Origin of the sequence: Citrobacter sp. CFNIH10 (assembly GCF_002934585.1) — a bacterium.
GTDB lineage: Bacteria > Pseudomonadota > Gammaproteobacteria > Enterobacterales > Enterobacteriaceae > Citrobacter_A > Citrobacter_A amalonaticus.
This window is the reverse complement of record NZ_CP026216.1, coordinates 709,501-730,487: the sequence shown is the minus strand read 5'-3', so window position 1 is coordinate 730,487 and position 20,987 is coordinate 709,501. Positions and strand designations below refer to the sequence as shown.

The 20,987-nt window shown below is 54.6% G+C and carries 16 protein-coding genes and 1 pseudogene; 10 read left to right on the top strand and 7 right to left on the bottom strand.

The genetic code is table 11. The annotated features are described in order from the left end of the window. The first annotated feature begins 52 nt into the window (after window positions 1-52). From nanR to nanQ, 6 genes are all read left to right on the top strand, one after another. Complete coding sequence (gene nanR / locus C2U53_RS06800) at window positions 53-844, top strand: transcriptional regulator NanR (RefSeq protein WP_080343284.1); 792 nt, start codon at window positions 53-55, stop codon at window positions 842-844. 133 nt (window positions 845-977) lie between these two features. After that, window positions 978-1,871 carry an N-acetylneuraminate lyase gene (nanA, locus tag C2U53_RS06795; RefSeq protein ID WP_042998319.1) on the top strand — a complete coding sequence of 298 codons (894 nt, stop codon included), beginning with the start codon at window positions 978-980 and terminating at the stop codon, window positions 1,869-1,871. A 115-nt stretch (window positions 1,872-1,986) separates the two neighbouring features. Further along, window positions 1,987-3,477: an MFS transporter gene (locus C2U53_RS06790; protein ID WP_104445748.1), complete on the top strand. Its 1,491-nt coding sequence runs from the start codon at window positions 1,987-1,989 to the stop codon at window positions 3,475-3,477. A 47-nt stretch (window positions 3,478-3,524) separates the two neighbouring features. Beyond that, a complete protein-coding gene (locus C2U53_RS06785) occupies window positions 3,525-4,214 on the top strand; it encodes an N-acetylmannosamine-6-phosphate 2-epimerase (RefSeq protein ID WP_061069290.1) in 690 nt (229 codons plus the stop codon). Beyond that, complete coding sequence (locus C2U53_RS06780; RefSeq protein WP_104445747.1) at window positions 4,211-5,095, top strand: N-acetylmannosamine kinase; 885 nt, start codon at window positions 4,211-4,213, stop codon at window positions 5,093-5,095. Before C2U53_RS06785 ends, C2U53_RS06780 begins: the two co-directional genes overlap by 4 nt. Next, window positions 5,082-5,549 (top strand): N-acetylneuraminate anomerase, encoded by a 468-nt coding sequence (gene nanQ / locus C2U53_RS06775; RefSeq protein WP_099433682.1) that lies wholly within the window; start codon window positions 5,082-5,084, stop codon window positions 5,547-5,549. The genes C2U53_RS06780 and nanQ overlap by 14 nt, the downstream gene beginning before the upstream one ends. A gap of 56 nt (window positions 5,550-5,605) precedes the next feature. Here nanQ and C2U53_RS06770 read toward each other — a convergent pair. The 3 genes and pseudogenes from C2U53_RS06770 to gltB all read right to left on the bottom strand — a co-directional run bounded on the left by C2U53_RS06770 (window position 5,606) and on the right by gltB (window position 12,808). Then, window positions 5,606-6,703: pseudogene (locus tag C2U53_RS06770) on the bottom strand (YhcG family protein). 213 nt (window positions 6,704-6,916) lie between these two features. Continuing rightward, on the bottom strand, window positions 6,917-8,335 hold the full coding sequence (gene gltD / locus C2U53_RS06765) for a glutamate synthase subunit GltD (RefSeq protein ID WP_042998313.1): 1,419 nt from the start codon (window positions 8,333-8,335) through the stop codon (window positions 6,917-6,919). Window positions 8,336-8,347: 12 nt separating this feature from the next. After that, window positions 8,348-12,808, bottom strand: a complete 4,461-nt coding sequence (gene gltB, locus C2U53_RS06760; protein ID WP_104445746.1) for a glutamate synthase large subunit — start codon at window positions 12,806-12,808, stop codon at window positions 8,348-8,350. A gap of 686 nt (window positions 12,809-13,494) precedes the next feature. Between gltB and C2U53_RS06750 the strand changes: the two genes are divergently transcribed. From C2U53_RS06750 to mtgA, 4 genes are all read left to right on the top strand, one after another. After that, entirely contained in the window at window positions 13,495-14,424 is a 930-nt protein-coding gene (locus C2U53_RS06750) for a TIGR01212 family radical SAM protein (RefSeq protein ID WP_104446875.1), read from the top strand. A 93-nt stretch (window positions 14,425-14,517) separates the two neighbouring features. Beyond that, entirely contained in the window at window positions 14,518-16,854 is a 2,337-nt protein-coding gene (arcB, locus tag C2U53_RS06745) for an aerobic respiration two-component sensor histidine kinase ArcB (RefSeq protein ID WP_042998311.1), read from the top strand. Between the two features lie 228 nt (window positions 16,855-17,082). Next, window positions 17,083-17,736, top strand: a complete 654-nt coding sequence (elbB, locus tag C2U53_RS06740) for an isoprenoid biosynthesis glyoxalase ElbB (protein ID WP_042998310.1) — start codon at window positions 17,083-17,085, stop codon at window positions 17,734-17,736. Next, window positions 17,733-18,452, top strand: a complete 720-nt coding sequence (mtgA, locus tag C2U53_RS06735; protein WP_090050704.1) for a monofunctional biosynthetic peptidoglycan transglycosylase — start codon at window positions 17,733-17,735, stop codon at window positions 18,450-18,452. Before elbB ends, mtgA begins: the two co-directional genes overlap by 4 nt. 7 nt (window positions 18,453-18,459) lie before the next feature. Here mtgA and yrbL read toward each other — a convergent pair whose 3' ends face one another. The 4 genes from yrbL to ptsN form a co-directional block, all read right to left on the bottom strand. Continuing rightward, on the bottom strand, window positions 18,460-19,092 hold the full coding sequence (gene yrbL, locus C2U53_RS06730; RefSeq protein WP_042998308.1) for a PhoP regulatory network protein YrbL: 633 nt from the start codon (window positions 19,090-19,092) through the stop codon (window positions 18,460-18,462). A gap of 199 nt (window positions 19,093-19,291) precedes the next feature. Next, window positions 19,292-19,564, bottom strand: coding sequence for a PTS phosphocarrier protein NPr (gene npr / locus C2U53_RS06725; protein WP_042998307.1), 273 nt, complete (start codon window positions 19,562-19,564; stop codon window positions 19,292-19,294). Beyond that, complete coding sequence (gene rapZ, locus C2U53_RS06720) at window positions 19,561-20,415, bottom strand: RNase adapter RapZ (protein WP_012908509.1); 855 nt, start codon at window positions 20,413-20,415, stop codon at window positions 19,561-19,563. Before rapZ ends, npr begins: the two co-directional genes overlap by 4 nt. Window positions 20,416-20,448: 33 nt before the next feature. Continuing rightward, the gene (ptsN, locus tag C2U53_RS06715; RefSeq protein WP_042325036.1) at window positions 20,449-20,940 is read right to left on the bottom strand and encodes a PTS IIA-like nitrogen regulatory protein PtsN; all 492 of its coding nucleotides are present in this window, start codon (window positions 20,938-20,940) and stop codon (window positions 20,449-20,451) included. Window positions 20,941-20,987 lie beyond the last annotated feature (47 nt).

Genomic DNA, 20,987 nt, shown 5'->3' with positions numbered 1-20,987 from the left:
TCCGATCCTGTGTTACGATGAGCCTGCTGTTGTTTGTCACCGTGACTCGCAAATAGGTCTTATGAACGCATTCGATTCTCAAGCAGAAGATTCTCCAGCCACTATTGGGCGTAGCCTTCGCCGTCGTCCGCTGGCGCGAAAAAAGCTGTCGGAAATGGTCGAGGAAGAGTTAGAGCAGATGATCCGTCGCCGTGAGTTCGGCGAGGGGGAACAGTTGCCGTCCGAACGGGAACTGATGGCCTTTTTCAACGTCGGTCGTCCCTCTGTGCGTGAGGCACTGGCCGCGCTGAAGCGTAAAGGCCTGGTGCAAATCAACAACGGCGAACGTGCCCGTGTTTCCCGTCCTTCGGCGGATACCATCATTGGTGAGCTGTCCGGAATGGCAAAAGATTTCCTCGCACATCCTGGCGGCATTGCCCACTTTGAGCAGTTGCGCCTGTTCTTTGAGTCCAGTCTCGTGCGTTATGCAGCGGAGAATGCCACAGAAGAACAGATCGATCTGCTGGCAAAAGCGCTGGAGATCAACAGCCAGTCGCTGGATGACAATACGCTGTTCATCCGTTCAGATGTCGATTTTCATCGCGTGCTGGCGGAGATCCCCGGCAATCCGATCTTTATGGCGATCCACGTTGCGCTGCTGGACTGGCTGATCGCCGCTCGCCCGACCGTGCCGGATCGCGAGCTCTTCGAGCATAATAATGTAAGTTATCAGCAGCATATCGCTATCGTTGATGCGATTCGCCGACGCGATCCAGATGAGGCCGATCGCGCACTGCAATCTCATCTCAACAGCGTTTCCGCCACCTGGCACGCCCTCGGTCAACATTCAAAAATGCGTAAGTGATCGCGATCCTGACGATCGTTTAGTGAAGCAGATCGCACTATAAGCGTTCTGTATTGTATTGCTGCTTATTTGATCTGGTATAACAGGTATAAAGGTATGCAGTTAGATAACACTAATCATGACAGAGGTCGTTATGGCAAAAGATTTACGAGGCGTAATGCCAGCGTTGTTAACCCCTTTCGATAACCAACAGCAACTGGATATTGAAAGCCTGCGCCGGCTGGTGCGTTTTAACATCGCTCAGGGGATCGATGGGCTGTACGTGGGCGGTTCCACCGGCGAAGCCTTTGTACAGAGCTGTGCGGAAAGGGAGCAGGTGCTGGAAGCCGTCGCGGAAGAGGCGAAGGGCAAAGTCACGCTGATCGCTCACGTTGGAACGGTCAGCACCCATGAGAGCCAGCAGCTCGCCCGTGCCGCGCATCGTTACGGCTTTGACGCGGTCTCTGCGGTGACGCCGTTCTACTATCCGTTCAGCTTTGAAGAGCACTGCGATCATTACCGGGCCATTATTGATTCGGCGGATGGTTTGCCGATGGTGGTCTATAACATTCCGGCGTTGAGCGGCGTGAAGTTAACGCTGGATCAGATCAACACGTTGGTCACCCTGCCGGGCGTTGGTGCACTGAAGCAAACATCGGGCGATCTGTTCCAGATGGAGCAGATCCGTCGCGAGCATCCGGATCTGGTGCTTTATAACGGTTATGACGAAATTTTCGCTTCAGGCCTGCTGGCCGGAGCGGACGGCGGTATCGGCAGCACTTACAACATCATGGGCTGGCGATATCTGGGAATTGTGAAAGCGCTCAAAGAAGGAGATATCCGGACTGCGCAAAAACTGCAAACAGAGTGCAATAAGGTTATCGATCTCCTCATTAAGGCTGGCGTGTTCCGTGGGCTGAAAACGGTTCTGCACTATATGGACGTGGTTTCTGTACCGCTGGGCCGTAAGCCGTTTGCCCCCGTGGATGAAAAATATCTGCCGGAACTGAAGGCGTTGGCGCAGCAGTTAATGGCAGAGAAGGCGTAACCGCGTAACGTAGTGCCGGGGGCGCTGCGCTTACCCGGCCGACAAAAAAGCATCGAGTGCCGGATAAGGCAGAGTCGTCATCCGGCACAACAACAAAAATCGTCGGGAGAGTAAAATGAGTACTTCTACCCAAAGCATCCCGTGGTATCGCCATCTCAACCGGGCGCAATGGCGGGCATTCTCCGCCGCATGGTTGGGATATTTGCTGGATGGTTTTGATTTTGTGTTGATAGCCCTTGTGCTGACGGAAGTACAAGGAGAGTTCGGGCTGACGACGGTTCAGGCGGCGAGCCTGATTTCGGCAGCCTTTATTTCCCGCTGGTTTGGCGGGTTAATGCTGGGCGCGATGGGTGACCGGTATGGGCGTCGTCTGGCGATGGTCACCAGTATTATTCTGTTCTCAATGGGAACGCTGGCCTGTGGTTTTGCGCCGGGTTACACCACTATGTTTATCGCCCGACTGGTGATTGGCATGGGGATGGCGGGCGAATACGGTTCCAGTGCGACCTATGTTATTGAAAGCTGGCCAAAACATCTGCGTAATAAGGCCAGTGGTTTTCTGATCTCGGGCTTCTCCGTTGGTGCCGTGGTTGCGGCTCAGGTCTACAGCCTGGTGGTGCCGGTCTGGGGCTGGCGCGCGCTGTTCTTCATTGGCATTCTGCCGATTATTTTTGCCCTCTGGCTGCGCAAAAACATACCGGAAGCAGAGGACTGGAAAGAGAAGCATGAAGGCAAAGCGCCGGTACGCACGATGGTCGATATTCTCTATCGGGGTGAGCATCGCGTCGTCAACATTCTGATGACGATAGCGGCGGCGATCGCACTGTGGTTCTGTTTTGCCGGGGACCTGCAAAATGCGGCGATTGTCGCGGTACTGGGTTTGCTGTGCGCGGTGATCTTTATCAGCTTCATGGTACAAAGTAGCGGCAAGCGCTGGCCGACGGGCGTGATGCTCATGATTGTTGTCCTGTTTGCTTTCCTCTACTCGTGGCCGATTCAGGCGCTGTTGCCCACCTATCTGAAAACGGAACTGGCATACGATCCTTCCACCGTGGCGCGCGTACTCTTCTTTAGCGGCTTTGGTGCTGCGGTCGGCTGTTGCGTCGGCGGCTTCCTTGGTGACTGGCTGGGGACCCGCAAAGCTTATGTTTACAGTCTGTTGGCCTCACAACTGCTGATCATTCCGGTGTTTGCCATTGGCGGTACCAATGTCTGGGTACTTGGTTTACTTCTGTTTTTCCAGCAGATGCTGGGGCAAGGGATCTCCGGAATCTTACCGAAACTGATTGGCGGTTATTTCGATACCGATCAGCGTGCGGCGGGTCTGGGTTTCACCTATAACGTCGGGGCGCTCGGCGGGGCGCTGGCACCGATTCTGGGGGCGCTGATTGCCCAACGACTGGATCTGGGCACCGCGTTGGGATCGCTCTCTTTCAGCCTGACCTTTGTGGTGATTCTACTGATTGGTCTGGATATGCCATCCCGCGTCCAGCGCTGGCTGCGACCGGAGGCGCTGCGTACCCATGACGCCATTGACGGTAAGCCGTTCAGCGGCGCTATCCCGTTCGGCGGCGATAAAAGCCCCTTAGTCAAAAGCAAAAGTTAATCCACTTGCCCGGTCCTGCACCGGGCAATACACGTAAGGGAAGAAGTATGTCGTTACTTGCACAACTGGATAAAAGCATTGCCGCGCGTGGTGGTTTGATTGTCTCCTGTCAGCCGGTTCCCGGCAGCCCACTGGATAAACCCGAGATTGTGGCGGCGATGGCGCTGGCGGCAGAGCAGGCTGGGGCCGTCGCGTTACGTATTGAAGGGATTGAGAATCTGAATGCGACGCGTGCCGTGGTTTCCGTACCGATAATCGGTATTCTCAAACGCGATCTCGCGGATTCTCCAGTGCGCATCACCGCGTTTCTGGAGGATGTCGATGCGCTGGCGCAGGCTGGCGCGGACATTATCGCGATTGATGGCACCGACCGCGTGCGTCCGGTGCCGGTTGCGGTGCTACTGGCGCGTATCCATCACCACCAGTTGCTGGCAATGGCCGATTGCTCTTCACAGGAGGACGGCCTGGCCTGTCAGGCGCTCGGTGCAGACATTATTGGCACCACGCTTTCGGGTTACACCACCGCAGAAACCCCTGATGAACCGGATCTGGCGCTAGTGAAATCGCTGAGTGAAGCCGGGTGCCGGGTGATTGCTGAAGGCCGCTACAATACCCCGGCGCAGGCCGGTGAAGCAATGCGTCACGGCGCCTGGGCAGTGACGGTCGGATCTGCGATTACCCGGCTGGAGCACATCTGTGAATGGTATAACACAGCGTTGAAAAGGGCGGTGCTATGACGACGCTGGCCATTGATATTGGCGGTACGAAACTCGCCGCCGCGCTGGTGGAGGATGATTTGCAGATTCTCGAACGTCGTGAGCTGCCCACCCCTGCCAGTAAAACGTCTCCGGCACTACGCGACGCGCTGAAAACACTGGTGCAACCGTTGCAGTCGCAAGCGCATCGGGTGGCGATAGCCTCGACGGGGATTATCCGCGAAGGCCACCTGTTGGCGATAAATCCCTCTAATTTGGGCGGGTTGCTTCACTTTCCGCTGGTGCAGACGTTAGAAGCCCTCACCGGCTTACCAACGCTGGCGATCAACGATGCACAGGCTGCCGCATGGGCGGAATATCATGCAATTGCCGATGAAACGCGGGATATGGTGTTTATCACCGTTTCAACCGGCGTCGGCGGCGGTGTGGTCAGCGACGGTCAGCTAGTCACCGGTACCGGTGGTTTGGCCGGACACTTGGGTCATACCCTCGCGGACCCTAATGGGCCGGTGTGCGGCTGTGGACGAGTGGGATGCGTCGAGGCTATCGCGTCGGGACGCGGTATTGCTGCCGCAGCGCAAGGCTCGCTTGCCGGATGCGATGCGAAAACCATTTTTGCCCGCGCGGCAGAAGGGGATGAACAGGCCCGCCGACTGGTCGCTGACTCCGCACAGGTGCTGGCACGGCTGATTGCCGATACGAAAGCGGTCACCGATTGTCAGCGGGTGGTTGTCGGCGGCAGCGTTGGGCTGGCGCAGGGGTATCTGTCGCAGGTCCGCGCCTGTCTCGAACGGATGCCTTCGGTTTATCACGTAGAATTAAGCCCGGCACACTACCGCCACGACGCGGGACTGCTGGGCGCGGCATTGTTAGCGAAAGGGGAGAAAGATGATATTAGGTGAAGTTCGTTCGTTGTCTGCTGCCGGTTTACATCCCGTGCTGGAAGAGGCGCTGACGCTGGCGTTGACCGCCAGACCGCAGGAGCAATCCCCTGGTCGCGTTGAGCTACGCGGGGACGATATCTTTATGAACGTAATGCAGTTTGCCACGCAATCGGCCTCAGAGAAAAAGGCCGAACTGCACGAGCAATACATCGATATCCAGCTACTGCTGGCGGGAGAGGAACGCATTCATTTCGGCGTGGCGGATTCTGCGCGGCAATGTGAAGAGGTACATGTTGAGGAGGATTATCAGCTTTGTCGCGAGATAGCGGGTAGTCAGACCATTACCCTACAGCCAGGCATGTTCGCGGTGTTTATGCCCGGAGAGCCGCACAAACCGGGGTGTAGCGTGGAAGAACCGAAAGAGATTAAGAAAGTTGTCGTCAAGGTTCGCGCCAGCCTGTTAGTCGCATGAAAATGCCGGATGGTTTTTACCATCCGGTCTTACGCTTTACACATCCATCCCGTTCATTATTTTGTCAATGATGTTTCTGGGGATACCGCTTGCTGCGCTGTCAGTGCCAATTGCGAACGAATGAGTTCATCTGCCAGTAATTTTTCGTCAGGCAATTGCACTTTATATTCACTTGCCATCACGGTATTCGGTAAACCGTTCAGCGCGTAGTGCGCTTCTCCAGCCCCTTTTCCCGCACACAGGATTAACCCTACTGGCGGATTTTCCCCCGGCATTGTCCAGTGCTCTTTGGCGTAGTTAAGGTACATGTTCATTTGTCCTGCATCGGCATAGCTGAATTTGCCCACTTTCAGGTCAACAACTAACAGACAACGCAAGCGGCGATGGAAGAAAAGCAGGTCGACGCGAAACCAGCTATCGCCAATGCGTAACCGGCGCTGTCGGCTGACAAACACAAAATCGTCCCCGAGTTCAAGCATAAACTCCATCAGATGGTTAATCAGTGCTTCTTCCAGATCGGATTCAGAATACTCATCTTTCAGATCGAGGAATTCGAGAATAAAGGGATCGCGTATTGCGTGTTCTGGTAAGACTTCGGGCACGGTGGGAGCAGCCTGTTGCAGCAACGCGGGTTTATCATGAGACAGCAGCGTACGTTCGTAAAACTGAGACGCGATTTGCCGAGCGAGTTGTCGTACTGACCAACCGTTGCGTAATGTTTCTTTCTCGTAAAAGGTGCGGGCATCGGGGTTTTTAACTGACAGGAGACGGACATAGGCTGACCAGGGCAGCGGGAATATCCTGGCGAGTTGTTTGAGATTTAAAGATTCGCCAGACAGTGTCTGGTGAATTTCAATATGCTGAAAATAAAGGTAAAAAGCTCTAATTTGCCGCAGGTTGCCGGTTGAGAAACCACGCTTATAGCGCCGGGTTAAATCTATGGACAGTTGCTCAATCAGTTGAGCACCCTAAGCTGCCCGCGTTTCACCGCCCTGCTCAAACTGGACAATACGTCGACCTATTTCCCAGTACGTCGCCGTCATGATCGCGTTGATATTGCGGACGGTCTCTGTCCTGGCAGTATCCAGCAGATGGATTATGCCGTTGTGGATTTGCTGATAATCGCCGGCGGGCTGTGCCGATGTTGTTGCCATCATATTATCCCTGACATGATAGTTACGGATTGAAAATATCTCGCTATCAGTACATTTAAAGGGATATACGGTCAATTCTACTCAGCCCATTACATTCATTTACGGCGAAATTTGCGAGCCGCTTTCGAAGAATGAAGGTGGGATATAGCGAAAAGAAAGGGTGACTCCCCATCCCTGAGCGAGAACTCAGAGCAGGGGAGTCAGAAAGGTTTACTACACTTCCAGCCAGTTCATGATCCCGTCAGCCGCTTTGCGGCCTTCGGCAATGGCGGTCACCACCAGATCCGAACCACGCACAATGTCACCGCCGGCGAAGATTTTCGGATTGCTGGTCTGGAAGGCGTTATCGCTGCCTTCCGGCGCGATAATACGGCCCTGAGAATCCAGTTCGACGCTGTGTTTTGCCAGCCACTCCATGTTATGGGGGCGGAAGCCAAACGCCATCACAACGGCATCCGCCGGAACCACATGTTCGGAACCGGGGACGATTTCCGCACGACGGCGGCCTTTCGCATCCGGCGCACCCATTTCGGTACGTGCCATTTTCACGCCGCTGACTTTACCATTCGCATTGATTTCAATACCCAGCGGCTGCACGTTGAACTGGAACTCCACACCTTCTTCACGCGCGTTTTTCACTTCGCGTCGGGAACCCGGCATGTTTTCTTCGTCACGGCGATAGGCACAGGTGACATGCGTTGCGCCCTGACGAACGGAGGTCCGCACGCAGTCCATGGCGGTATCGCCACCGCCCAGCACCACCACGCGTTTACCTTCCATATTGACGTACGGTTCGTCGGTGGTTTCACCAAAGCCCATGATCTGCTTCGTATTGGCGATCAGGAACGGCAGGGCATCGAATACGCCATCGGCGTCTTCGTTTTCCAGCCCGCCACGCATGGACTGATAGGTGCCGACGCCGAGGAATACCGCATCGTACTCTTGCAGCAGGTCGTCGAGCTGTACGTCACGTCCCACTTCCACATTCAGTTTGAACTCGATTCCCATGCCAGTGAAAATTTCACGGCGGCGAGTCATCACCTCTTTTTCCAGCTTGAAGGCCGGAATGCCAAAGGTCAGCAGGCCGCCAATCTCTGGATGACGGTCAAACACCACGGCCTTCACGCCATTGCGGGTCAACACGTCGGCACAAGCCAGCCCGGCTGGACCGGCACCGATGATCGCAACCCGCTTGTCAGTCTGGCGAACGCCGGTCATATCCGGACGCCAGCCCATTTCGAACGCTTTATCATTGATATAACGCTCGATGTTGCCGATGGTGACGGCACCGAACTCGTCGTTCAGGGTACAAGAACCTTCACACAAACGGTCCTGCGGGCACACGCGACCGCACACTTCCGGCAGCGTGTTGGTCTGGTGAGACAGTTCCGCAGCTTCAAAAATGCGTCCTTCATTGGCGAGCTTCAGCCAGTTCGGAATGTAGTTATGAACCGGGCATTTCCACTCACAGTACGGGTTACCGCAGGAAAGACAACGATCCGCCTGTGCTTTTGCCTGACCTTCTGAAAACGGTTCGTAGATTTCGATAAACTCGATTTTGCGGATCTTCAGCGGCTTCTTCGGCGGATCAACGCGCTGCAGGTCGATAAATTGGTATACGTTCTGACTCATTGCTGCTACCCCTTACTGCGCCTGCACACGCAGCTCTGCTGCGCTACGACTACGGTGACCCAACAGTGCTTTCACATCACTGGACTTCGGTTTAACCAGCGCGAATTTGTTAGCGAAGGCTGACCAGTTAGCCAGAATCTCTTCCCCGCGCTGAGAACCGGTATGCTGCACGTGTTCGGTGATCAGGCCACGCAGATGCTCTTCGTGGATAGCCAGTTCGTCAACGCCCAGCACTTCGACCAGTTCCGGGTTTACACGTTTACGGAACTCACCATCTTCATCCAGCACGTAGGCAAACCCGCCCGTCATACCCGCGCCGAAGTTCACTCCGGTTTTGCCGAGGATACAGACGATTCCGCCGGTCATGTATTCGCACCCGTTGTCGCCAATCCCTTCCACCACGGTGATCGCACCGGAGTTACGCACCCCGAAACGCTCACCCGCACGCCCTGCGGCATACAGACGACCCCCGGTCGCGCCATACAGGCAGGTGTTGCCAATGATGCTCGCTTCATGACTGCGGAAAGCGGAACCGACCGGAGGACGCACCGCCAGCAGACCACCCGCCATGCCTTTGCCGACATAGTCGTTAGCATCGCCGGTCAGGTACAGCTCCACGCCGCCCGCGTTCCAGACACCGAAGCTCTGGCCTGCGGTACCGCTGAAGTGCGCTTTAATTGGGTCAGAGGCCAGCCCCTGATCGCCATGGGTCTGAGCAATATATCCCGAGAGCGACGCGCCAACAGAACGATCGGTGTTACGAATATCGAACCAGAAGGTTTTGCTCTGGCGCTCATCAACATACGGTTTCGCCTGTTGCAGCAACTGTGCGTTCAGTACACCGTTATCAAACGGCGGGTTGTTCTCGGTGCAGTACAACGCTTTGCCGGGATGCGGCTCCGCGGTTTCCAGCAGCCGGGACAGCGCCAGTTTCTGCTGTTTGGCGGTAAACCCGTCCAGTTCTTTCAGCAGGTCGGTACGGCCAATCAGATCCACCAGACGCGTCACGCCAAGCTGCGCCATCAGTTCGCGCGTTTCGCGAGCGATAAACTCAAAGTAGTTGGTTACTTTGAACGGCAGACCGTGATAATGGTTCTTGCGCAGTTTGTCGTCCTGGGTTGCCACACCGGTTGCACAGTTGTTGAGATGGCAAATACGCAGGTATTTACAGCCCAGCGCCACCATCGGGCCGGTACCGAAGCCGAAGCTTTCTGCACCGAGGATCGCCGCTTTGATGATATCCACGCCGGTTTTCAGACCGCCATCGACCTGCAAACGGATCTTATGACGCAGGCCGTTGGCGACCAGCGCCTGCTGAGTTTCCACCAGCCCCAGTTCCCACGGACAGCCTGCGTATTTTACTGAAGAGAGCGGACTTGCGCCCGTACCGCCGTCATAACCGGCGATAGTGATGAGATCCGCGTAGGCTTTCGCCACGCCGGTCGCGATGGTACCGACGCCCGGTTCAGACACCAACTTCACGGAGATCATCGCCTTCGGGTTCACCTGCTTCAGATCGAAAATCAGCTGCGCTAAATCCTCGATAGAGTAGATATCGTGGTGCGGCGGCGGGGAGATCAGCGTCACGCCCGGTACCGAGTAGCGCAGTTTGGCGATGTACGGGGTCACTTTATCACCCGGTAGCTGACCACCTTCTCCCGGTTTCGCACCCTGGGCGACTTTAATCTGAATCACGTCGGCGTTAACCAGGTACGCCGGGGTGACACCGAAGCGACCAGAGGCCACCTGCTTAATGCGTGACACTTTATTGGTGCCGTAGCGCGCCGGGTCTTCGCCGCCTTCGCCGGAGTTGGAATTACCGCCGATGCTGTTCATCGCTTCAGCCAGTGCTTCATGTGCCTCCGGGCTTAGTGCGCCGATCGACATTGCCGCGGTATCAAAACGTTTGAACAGTTCGCTCGCCGGTTCGACTTCCTCGATGCTGATCGCGTTGTCGCCTGGATTAATTGCCAGCAGATCGCGCAGTGTCGTCGCGGGACGCTCGTTGACCAGCTTTGCGTATTCCTGATAGTCGCTGTATTCCCCGCTCTGAACCGCCTGTTGCAGGGTTCGTACCACGTCCGGGTTGTAGGCGTGGTATTCGCCGCCATGCACATACTTCAGCAGGCCGCCCTGTGAAATAGGTTTACGTGCCAGCCATGCGCGTTTGGACAGGTTCAGCAGATCCTGCTGGAAGTCTGCAAAGCCCGCGCCGCCGATGCGACTGACCACGCCCTGGAAGCAGAGATTCACGACATCATCATGCAGGCCCACCGCTTCAAACAGTTTGGAGCAGCGGTAGGAGGCGATGGTCGAGATGCCCATTTTGGACATGATTTTGTATAGCCCTTTATTGATGCCGTTACGGTAGTTCAGCATCACGGTACGGTAGTTTTTGGCGATCGCCTGAGTGTCGATCAGACGGCCCAGCGTCTCATACGCGAGGTATGGGTAAATGGCCGTCGCGCCAAAGCCCAGCAGCACGGCGAAGTGATGCGGATCGCGAGCGCTTGCGGTTTCGACAATGATGTTGGCGTCGCAGCGCAGGTTCTGCTCAACCAGGCGCGTTTGTACTGCGCCGACGGCCATCGGCGCCGGTACCGGCAGGCGATTTTTGCCGATATTACGGTCTGTCAGTACCAACAGAACGGTGCCGCTGCGGACCATTTGCTCGGCGGTATCGCACAGCGCTTTGACTGTCTCTTCCAGCGTGGTTTGCGTCGCATCGAAGGTGATATCGAGCCGGTCGGCGCGATAATGTTCTTCTTTCATCGTAGTGAGCTGCTGGAAATCAGAGTACAGCAGAATTGGTGATTTAAAGCTCAGACGGTGCGCCTGGCCTTCCGCTTCGCAGAAGACGTTCATCTCGCGACCGATGCTGGTCGCCAGCGACATGACATGCGCTTCACGCAGCGGATCGATAGGTGGGTTCGTCACCTGGGCAAACTGCTGGCGGAAGTAGTCGTAAATGATGCGCGGCTGGCTGGAAAGCACGGCAAACGGGGTATCGTCACCCATTGAACCGACCGCTTCCTGACCGTTTTCGCCGAGCACGCGGAGAACGGAATCCAGTTCTTCGGCGCTGTAATTAAACTGTTTCTGGTAGCTGGCGAGCGTATCGTCGTCCAGTTCACGCTGGCCCACCTGATCGTCTGCCAGATCTTCAAACGGCACCAGGCGGCGGACGTTTTTCTCCATCCACTCTTTATACGGATGGCGGCTTTTCAGGTCGTCGTCCGTTTCGGCGGAGTGCAGAATGCAACCGCTGCGGGTGTCGATAACCATCAGTTCGCCGGGGCCGACACGGCCCTTTTCGACCACTTCGTCAGGCTGGTAGTCCCAGATCCCGACTTCAGATGCGCAGGTGATCAGCTTGTCTTTGGTGATGACATAGCGCGCCGGACGCAGACCGTTACGGTCGAGGTTACAGGCGGCGAAACGCCCGTCGGACATAACGATACCGGCCGGACCGTCCCACGGCTCCATATGCATGGAGTTAAAGTCAAAGAAGGCGCGCAGATCCGGATCCATATCCGGGTTGTTCTGCCAGGCTGGCGGCACCAGCAGACGCATGGCGCGGATGATGTCCATCCCGCCCGCCAGCAGCAGTTCCAGCATATTATCCATGGAACTGGAGTCGGAGCCGGTTTCGTTAACGAACGGCGCGGCGTCGTGCAGATCCGGTATCAGCGGGGTCTGGAATTTATAGGTACGGGCGCGAGCCCACTGGCGGTTACCGGTAATAGTGTTGATTTCGCCGTTGTGCGCCAGATAGCGGAACGGCTGCGCCAGCGGCCAGCGCGGCACGGTGTTGGTGGAAAAACGCTGATGGAACAGGCAAATGGCCGATTCCAGACGCAAGTCCGCGAGGTCCAGGTAGAAGCGCGGCAGATCCGCCGGCATACACAGACCTTTATAGATGTTGACCAGGTTTGACAGGCTACAGACGTAGAAGTCTTTGTCTTCCTGTAGTCGTTTTTCAATACGGCGACGGGCGATGAACAGACGACGTTCCATATCGCGCGGACGCCAGCCCGCAGGGGCATTCACAAAAATTTGTTCAATACGCGGCAGGGAGGAGAGGGCGATTTCACCCAGTACACCTTCGTTGGTTGGTACATCACGCCAGCCAACAATCGACAGAGTTTCCTGCTGAAGCTCTTCTTCGACAATACGGCGAGAGGCGGCGGCCAGTTCAGGGTCTTTGTTCAGGAAGATCATGCCAACCGCGTAGTTTTTGGCTAAACGCCAGCCGTGCTCTTGCGCAACGATGCGGAAAAAGCGGTCAGGTTTTTGCAGCAGCAGACCACAACCATCGCCGGTTTTACCATCAGCGAGGATTGCGCCACGGTGCTGCATTCGGGCCAGTGCGTGTATGGCGGTACGCACTACCTTGTGGCTAGGTTCGCCTTCTATGTGGGCGATCAGGCCGAAACCACAGTTATCCTTCTCAAGGGATTTATCGTACAACATATCAGTGAACCTCCCCAGGCTCTGCGAGACCCCCTTCCGATACCGTTTGCGCACGGGCACACCAAGAGCATGGCGACGGGGTTTGCGTGTCATACGCGTACCTCGCATTCGCCCTCTTTATCCATTTCGCTTAGGTCAAACAAGTTTGAGGACTTGCTGTCAGAGGGAATCTCAATTACTGCATAAATATGATGAGCACACCGCTCATCCAGAAAGCTTCCAGCGGATTTCCACGTTATCGGGAATCCACACACAGGTCAAATGGCAATCTTATTTCTCTAATAATGTGCTATAGAGCATTTATCTTCATGAAAATATTGAAAATAATATCATTTTGACATTGAATTAACGTACTGGAAACGAGGCGAGGAGTGTGATCTGTCTCACTGTCATAACCGCTTGTTAGCTCATGTCTCCGCTTTATTCGTCGTCAGATGTGGTGTTTTGTGCTGGTTTGTTGCGATATGGCATTTCATGATACTGTTTTTGCGCAATCGACGTCAGAAGATAAAAAAAATGACCGGAGATAAGGAAAAGTAATTGGCTGGGTTGTGAATGAAATATCGTTTATTTTGACTGGATATGCAATTGATAAAAGCCTGCCGGGGCGATTGATCCAGGTCATCGCCGACAAGGGCTAAAAATGGCAGGCTTTGGCCTCTTTTCAAGGCGCGGTCTATCAGATTATGCAGTTACAGAAATTAGTCAATATGTTTGGTGGGGATCTTTCTCGGCGTTATGGGCAAAAGGTTCATAAACTGACGCTCCACGGCGGATTTAGCTGCCCAAATCGCGATGGCACCATCGGACGCGGCGGCTGCACTTTCTGTAATGTTGCCTCTTTTGCGGATGAAGCGCAGCAGCATCATTCGATCGCCGAACAACTCGCGCACCAGGCGCATCTGGTTAATCGTGCGAAACGCTATCTGGCCTATTTCCAGGCCTATACCAGTACCTTTGCTGAAGTGCAGGTGTTGCGCTCGATGTATCAGCAGGCGGTCAGTCAGGCCAGTATTGTCGGGCTGTGCGTGGGAACGCGTCCCGACTGCGTACCGGAGGCGGTTCTCGATCTGCTCTGTGAGTATAAAGACCAGGGCTATGAAGTGTGGCTGGAGCTGGGGCTGCAGACCGCGCATGACAAAACGCTGCACCGTATTAATCGTGGTCACGATTTTGCCTGTTATCAGCGCACGACCCGCCTTGCCCGTGAGCGCGGCCTGAAAGTTTGTTCGCACCTTATTGTCGGCCTGCCGGGAGAACGGCAAGCGGAATGCCTGCAAACGCTTGAGCGAGTAGTGGAGACGGGAGTGGATGGCATCAAACTGCATCCGCTGCACATCGTGAAGGGCAGCATTATGGCCAGAGCGTGGGAAGCAGGGCGTCTGAACGGGATTGAACTGGATGACTACACGCGAACCGCAGGCGAGATGATCCGTCATACCCCGCCGGAGGTGATTTATCATCGTATTTCCGCCAGCGCGCGCCGTCCCACGCTGCTGGCACCGTTGTGGTGCGAAAACCGCTGGACCGGGATGGTCGAGCTGGATCGTTATCTGAATACGCATGGCGTGCAGGGTTCTGCGATCGGACGGGCATGGATTCCGCCTGACGCCTGAACTATGACGGGCATTCGCATTTCTTGCACATTCTTCAACGTCTTGCCCAGAATTGAGTATTATTGTGCCAGGTTGTCGTAAAGGAAATCCCTGATGAAGCAAATTCGTATGCTGGCGCAGTACTATGTGGACCTGATGATGAAATTGGGTCTGGTGCGCTTTTCGCTGTTGTTGGCGTTAGCGCTCGTTGTGCTGGCAATTGTGGTGCAGATGGCGGTCACCATGGTGCTACATGGTCGGGTCGAACAGATCGATGTCATCCGCTCCATTTTCTTTGGTTTGTTAATCACCCCATGGGCGGTCTATTTTTTGTCGGTGGTGGTGGAGCAACTGGAAGAATCCCGTCAGCGGTTATCCCGACTGGTGCAAAAGCTGGAAGAGATGCGTGAGCGCGACCTCAAGCTCAACGTCCAACTGAAAGATAATATTTCGCAGCTGAATCAGGAGATTGCTGACCGCGAAAAGGCAGAGGCGGAACGCCAGTCCACGTTTGAGCAGCTCAAAGTTGAGATCAAAGAGCGCGAAGAGGCGCAGATCCAACTTGAACAGCAATCCTCTTTTTTACGTTCTTTTCTGGATGCCTCGCCGGATTTGGTTTTTTATCGCAACGAAGATAAAGAGTTTTCCGGCTGTAACCGGGCGATGGAGTTGCTCACCGGCAAAAGCGAAAAACAACTGGTTCATTTAAAGCCTGCTGATGTGTACTCGCCGGAAGCCGCCGAAAAAGTCATTGAGACCGACGAAAAAGTTTTCCGCCATAATGTGTCGCTGACCTATGAGCAATGGCTTGATTATCCCGACGGGCGCAAAGCCTGTTTTGAAATCCGCAAAGTGCCTTATTACGATCGCGTTGGTAAACGTCATGGCCTGATGGGTTTTGGTCGCGATATTACCGAGCGCAAGCGCTATCAGGATGCGCTTGAGCGCGCCAGCCGCGATAAAACCACCTTTATTTCCACCATTAGCCACGAGCTGCGCACACCGCTGAACGGAATTGTCGGTCTGAGTCGTATTCTGCTGGACACTGAGCTGACGGCCGAACAGGAAAAATACCTGAAAACGATCCATGTCTCCGCCGTGACGTTGGGGAACATCTTCAACGATATCATTGATATGGATAAGATGGAGCGGCGTAAGGTTCAACTGGATAACCAGCCAGTGGATTTCACCAGCTTCATGGCCGATCTGGAGAACCTCTCCGGCCTGCAGGCGCAGCAGAAAGGGCTGCGTTTTGTGCTCGACCCGACCTTGCCGCTGCCGCATAAAGTGGTGACTGACGGCACGCGTCTGCGGCAGATCCTGTGGAACCTGATCAGCAACGCGGTGAAATTTACCCAGCAGGGCCAGGTGACCGTGCGCGTACGTTACGATGCCGGCAGTACTCTGCACTTTGAAGTGGAAGATTCCGGCATCGGCATTCCGCAGGATGAGCAGGACAAAATCTTCGCCATGTATTATCAGGTGAAAGACAGTCACGGCGGAAAACCAGCGACCGGTACAGGCATCGGTCTGGCGGTCTCGCGTCGTCTGGCGAAAAACATGGGTGGAGATATCACCGTGGCAAGTCAGCCAGGTAAAGGCTCTATCTTTACTCTGACCGTCCATGCGCCAGCGGTGGCAGAAGAAGTTGAAGATGCGTTTGAGGATGACGATTTGCCGCTACCGGCGTTAAATGTCCTGCTGGTGGAAGATATCGAACTGAACGTCATTGTGGCGCGCTCGGTGCTGGAAAAACTCGGCAATAGCGTGGATGTCGCGATGACCGGGAAAGCGGCGCTGGAGATGTTCACGCCGGGCGAATACGACCTGGTGTTGCTGGATATTCAGTTGCCGGATATGACGGGCCTCGATATTTCACGCGAACTGACCCAGCGTTATGCGCGTGAAGATCTGCCGCCGCTGGTGGCGCTGACGGCAAACGTCCTGAAAGATAAAAAAGAGTATCTGGATGCCGGTATGGATGACGTGCTGAGCAAGCCGCTGTCGGTACCGGCGTTAACCGCCATGATTAAGAAGTACTGGGATACCCAAGATGAGGAGGAGTGCACGGTGAAATCTGAAGAGAGCAGTAAATCGCAAGCGCTATTAGATATTCCGATGCTGGAACAGTACATAGAGCTGGTGGGGCCGAAACTAATTACCGATGGCCTGGCGGTGTTCGAGAAGATGATGCCAGGTTATTTAAGCGTTCTGGAATCCAATCTGACCGCGCGTGACAAAAAAGGCGTGGTTGAAGAAGGGCATAAAATTAAAGGGGCGGCGGGTTCTGTTGGCCTTCGTCATCTGCAACAGCTGGGGCAGCAGATCCAGTCACCCGATCTTCCGGCATGGGAAGATAACGTGGGGGAATGGATTGAAGAGATGAAACAGGAGTGGCAACACGACGTTGCGGTATTAAAGGCCTGGGTGGCAAACGCTGGAAAAAAATGACCCCGGCTTGACCGGGGTGCGCGAATACTGCGCCAACACCAGGGAAATCATGGCTGCGCCGTAAGTTATAATTGTGATTTAAAAGGCGCAGCGCGTAAATTCGGGCCGCACGCAGTTAAGATAGCAAATCTTAAATGCTTTGTTACATGAATCAGTTAAATGTGTGAAGCGTAGCATTTTAATCACAATTATTAATGTGCTGCAGATAGTGGTGAAAAGGACATTTGAATGAAAAAAATTGGCGTAGTTCTCAGTGGATGCGGTGTGTATGACGGTGCTGAAATTCATGAAACCGTACTGACGTTGCTGTCCATTGCCCGCAGCGGCGCGCAGGCCGTCTGCTTTGCGCCCGACAAAGCGCAGGCCGATGTGATTAATCATCTGACGGGCGAACCGATGGCGGAAACCCGTAATGTACTGATTGAAGCGGCCCGTATTACACGCGGCAACATTCGTCCGCTTTCTCAGGCAGTCTCAGCCGATCTGGATGCGCTGATTGTTCCTGGTGGTTTTGGCGCGGCCAAAAATTTGAGCAACTTTGCCAGTCAGGGCAGTGAATGCCGGGTTGATCCGGATTTAGCCGGGCTCGCTCTGGCGATGCATCAGTCGGGCAAGCCGCTGGGTTTTATGTGCATCGCCCCGGCGATGCTGCCGAAAATCTTCGACTTTCCGCTACGTCTGACAATCGGGACCGATATTGATACAGCGGAAGTGCTGGAAGAGATGGGGGCGGAGCATGTGCCGTGCCCGGTCGATGATATCGTCGTTGATGAAGATAATAAAATCGTCACCACACCGGCCTACATGTTGGCGCAGGACATCGCTCAGGCGGCAATGGGGATCGAAAAACTGGTATCACGCGTGCTGGTCCTGGCGGAATGAAAAAAGGAGTTTTCGCCTTTCTGAGGCGAGTGATATTGCGCGTCGTGATTATCCTCGCCGTTTTCTGGGGCGGTGGCATTGCGCTGTTTAGCGTGGTGCCTGTGCCTTTTTCAGCGGTAATGGTTGAGCGGCAGATCGGTGCCTGGCTACAGGGTGACTTTGGCTATGTTGCTCATTCCGACTGGGTGAGTATGGATGAAATCTCTCCGTGGATGGGACTCGCGGTGATTGCCGCAGAAGACCAGACCTTCCCGGACCACTGGGGTTTTGACGTTGCTGCCATCGAAAAAGCGCTGTCACATAACGAACGTAATGAAAACCGCATTCGCGGCGCGTCAACATTGTCACAGCAAACGGTTAAAAATCTCTTTCTCTGGGATGGGCGTAGCTGGTTGCGGAAAGGGCTGGAAGCCGGACTTACCGTCGGTGTAGAGACGGTCTGGAGCAAGAAGCGGATCCTGACGGTTTACCTGAATATCGCGGAATTTGGTGATGGCGTATTTGGCGTCGAAGCCGCCGCACAGCGCTATTTTGGCAAACCGGCCAGCCGATTGACTCAGTCAGAAGCGGCGCTGCTTGCCGCTGTATTACCCAATCCTCTGCGCTTTAAGGTCGCAGCACCTTCAGGCTATGTGCGTAGCCGTCAGGCGTGGATACTGCGTCAAATGCGTCAGTTGGGTGGGGAGTCGTTTATGACCCGCCACCACCTGCATTAAATCTGCATTACGCCTCGCGCGAAGAGAGTGACAATCCGCTGCGTTCTTTCGGATGGACGTCTTTTTCCAGCGCGACGGCCAGTACCGGTTGGGCGATAAAACGCTGCCACAGTCTTTCCTGCTTACGATGGCAGAACCATTTTGACCAGGTCGCCAGCGGGATCAACGTCCCTTCGCCAATATTATCGCAAACCACCGGCACCACTTCCGATTCGCTGATACGGTGACAAAGAATGTTCTGTGGTTTCAGCGTCATGGTGACGATATGGTTGTCACGCAGGTAGCGTTTTAGCGTCTTCAGCAGCTGACGCAGCACGGCAAAGTCGTCTTCGTAACGACATTGTTTGGCAAATTCGGTGAGAGTGATGGACGGCTTGCCGTCGTAATCGGCAATCACATCGTAAACGTAACCCGTTCCGCAGTCGGTCTCGACCGTGCCGTAATAGCGTGGGATACCGCTCCAGTCTTTCAGGTAGCGAGAGAGGTGAGCATAGTACTTCAGTTCACGCTGTGTCTCTTTGTCGCCGCCGTGTCCACTGTTGTAAACGATCTTAATACAACGTTGGGCATCATCCGGATGCGCATAACACTTACGATGTCGTCCGGTGCCCAGGGGAGTTTCTGCTGATAAACGAATCATGAGTGATATCCTGGAAATATTTACTGACAATAATCCAGTATGAACACTCAGGTTAAATGAAACCTAAACGACTTGTCTTAAGGTTTTCTTAAGGTAATTCTTAAGTTAAAAAGCGCACGAATTGTACAGTTTAGGGGGCAAAAACGAAAAAAAACGCCTGGTGGCGTTTTCTGTGAAGGTATCCGCGGAACGAGAAAACTCAGTCTTCGTCGAATCCCGAATTGAAAAGAGCGATGACGGCCGCCAGCGCTTCAACCTCTTGCGGACCGGAGGCTTCAACTTCAATCTGTCGGCCTTTGGCGGAGTCCAGCATCAGTAATGCGATGACGCTGTTGGCTTCCGCTTCGGTGCCTTCATCATTTCGTAGCAGGACTTCCGCGTCAAATCCCTGCATTAATTCAAAGAGCTTCATTGCTGGCCGGGCATGCATGCCCAGCTTGTTCGTGATTTCAACAGTTTGCTTCACGGTCATGTTTTGCGTTTTTCCAGCGTACGATGGCGTGACTGTACGTTTTTACCGCGTGAGCGGAAGTAGTCTGCCAGCTGTTCTGCAATATACACCGAACGGTGTTTCCCGCCGGTACAACCGATAGCAACGGTCAGATAGCTACGGTTGTTGGTCTCCAGCATGGGTAACCATAGCTCAAGATAGCTGCGAGTCTGGTAGATAAAATTGTGTACTTCTGTGTGTCTGTCGAGGAAGGCGGCGACGGGCTTGTCGAGACCGGTCATTGGACGCAGTTTCGGATCCCAGTGCGGGTTTGGCAGAAAGCGGACGTCGAAAACGTAATCGGCATCGATGGGGATCCCGTGCTTAAAGCCGAAGGACTCAAACACCATCGTCAGTTCACGCTCACGTTTACCCAACAGGCGGGTCCGCAGCATTTCAGCCAGTTCATGCACCGACATTTCTGAGGTGTCGACGATCAGGTCGGCGCGAGAACGCAGCGGTTCCAGCAGGTCACTTTCCTGATCAATGGCGCTTTCCAGCGACAGGTTCTTGCTGGAGAGAGGGTGCAAACGACGCGTATCGCTGTAGCGACGAATCAACGTGTTGCGATCGGCATCGAGGAACAGCAACTGCGGCGAGAACGCCTCGGGCAGGTTGTTCATCGCCTGCTCAAAAATTTCCGGCGACTCTGGCATATTGCGTACGTCAATGCTGACGGCAGCCGAAATCTGGCGTTCGGCAAGCGTGCGAGCCAGATCGGGTAACAATACGACGGGAAGGTTATCCACGCAGTAAAAGCCCATATCTTCCAGCGCGCGCAGGGCGACAGATTTACCTGACCCTGAACGACCGCTGACGATCATCAGTACCATGTACTGTTTCTCCTCACCAGGGAAAAAGGGGAGTTACGCTTCATCCTGACCGCCTTCGGTGTCAGTGATGATTTGATACAACTCTTCATCGCTCTGTGCGGCGCGCAGTCGACGGCAGATGGTTTTATCCGCCAGACGCTTAGCCACCAGCGATAGTGTATGCAGGTGCGTTTTGGTTTGATCCGCAGGCACCAGCAGGGCAAAAAGCAGATCAACAGGTTGATTATCAATCGCATCGAAGGCGATGGGCGTTTCCAGTTGCACAAACACGCCGACGGCGCGCAGGGTATCTTCTTCCAGCTTACCGTGCGGGATGGCGATCCCATTGCCGATGCCGGTACTGCCCATTTTTTCGCGCGTCAGGATCGCTTCAAAAACGACCTGCGGCGGTAGACTGAGCTGTTTTGCAGCCAGTTCACTGATGATTTCCAGCGCGCGTTTTTTGCTCTGGCAGTGAACGGCACTGCGCGTACATTCCTGGTTAAGTACACTACTCAGTTGTAGAGTCGTATCGTTATTTATCATAATTTCACCTAAGAATCCGTCCCACAACAGCGGAACGGATTCGGAGC

What these genes read in the sequence shown, in the direction of transcription:
- C2U53_RS06750 (WP_104446875.1), top strand. Translation starts at nt 13,495, where the DNA reads ATGCAGTTACAGAAATTAGTCAATATGTTTGGTGGGGATCTTTCTCGG.
- ptsN (WP_042325036.1), bottom strand. Translation starts at nt 20,940, where the DNA reads ATGATAAATAACGATACGACTCTACAACTGAGTAGTGTACTTAACCAG.
- gltD (WP_042998313.1), bottom strand. Translation starts at nt 8,335, where the DNA reads ATGAGTCAGAACGTATACCAATTTATCGACCTGCAGCGCGTTGATCCG.
- rapZ (WP_012908509.1), bottom strand. Translation starts at nt 20,415, where the DNA reads ATGGTACTGATGATCGTCAGCGGTCGTTCAGGGTCAGGTAAATCTGTC.
- arcB (WP_042998311.1), top strand. Translation starts at nt 14,518, where the DNA reads ATGAAGCAAATTCGTATGCTGGCGCAGTACTATGTGGACCTGATGATG.
- elbB (WP_042998310.1), top strand. Translation starts at nt 17,083, where the DNA reads ATGAAAAAAATTGGCGTAGTTCTCAGTGGATGCGGTGTGTATGACGGT.
- C2U53_RS06785 (WP_061069290.1), top strand. Translation starts at nt 3,525, where the DNA reads ATGTCGTTACTTGCACAACTGGATAAAAGCATTGCCGCGCGTGGTGGT.
- yrbL (WP_042998308.1), bottom strand. Translation starts at nt 19,092, where the DNA reads ATGATTCGTTTATCAGCAGAAACTCCCCTGGGCACCGGACGACATCGT.
- gltB (WP_104445746.1), bottom strand. Translation starts at nt 12,808, where the DNA reads ATGTTGTACGATAAATCCCTTGAGAAGGATAACTGTGGTTTCGGCCTG.
- npr (WP_042998307.1), bottom strand. Translation starts at nt 19,564, where the DNA reads ATGACCGTGAAGCAAACTGTTGAAATCACGAACAAGCTGGGCATGCAT.
- nanQ (WP_099433682.1), top strand. Translation starts at nt 5,082, where the DNA reads ATGATATTAGGTGAAGTTCGTTCGTTGTCTGCTGCCGGTTTACATCCC.
- C2U53_RS06780 (WP_104445747.1), top strand. Translation starts at nt 4,211, where the DNA reads ATGACGACGCTGGCCATTGATATTGGCGGTACGAAACTCGCCGCCGCG.
- nanA (WP_042998319.1), top strand. Translation starts at nt 978, where the DNA reads ATGGCAAAAGATTTACGAGGCGTAATGCCAGCGTTGTTAACCCCTTTC.
- mtgA (WP_090050704.1), top strand. Translation starts at nt 17,733, where the DNA reads ATGAAAAAAGGAGTTTTCGCCTTTCTGAGGCGAGTGATATTGCGCGTC.
- C2U53_RS06790 (WP_104445748.1), top strand. Translation starts at nt 1,987, where the DNA reads ATGAGTACTTCTACCCAAAGCATCCCGTGGTATCGCCATCTCAACCGG.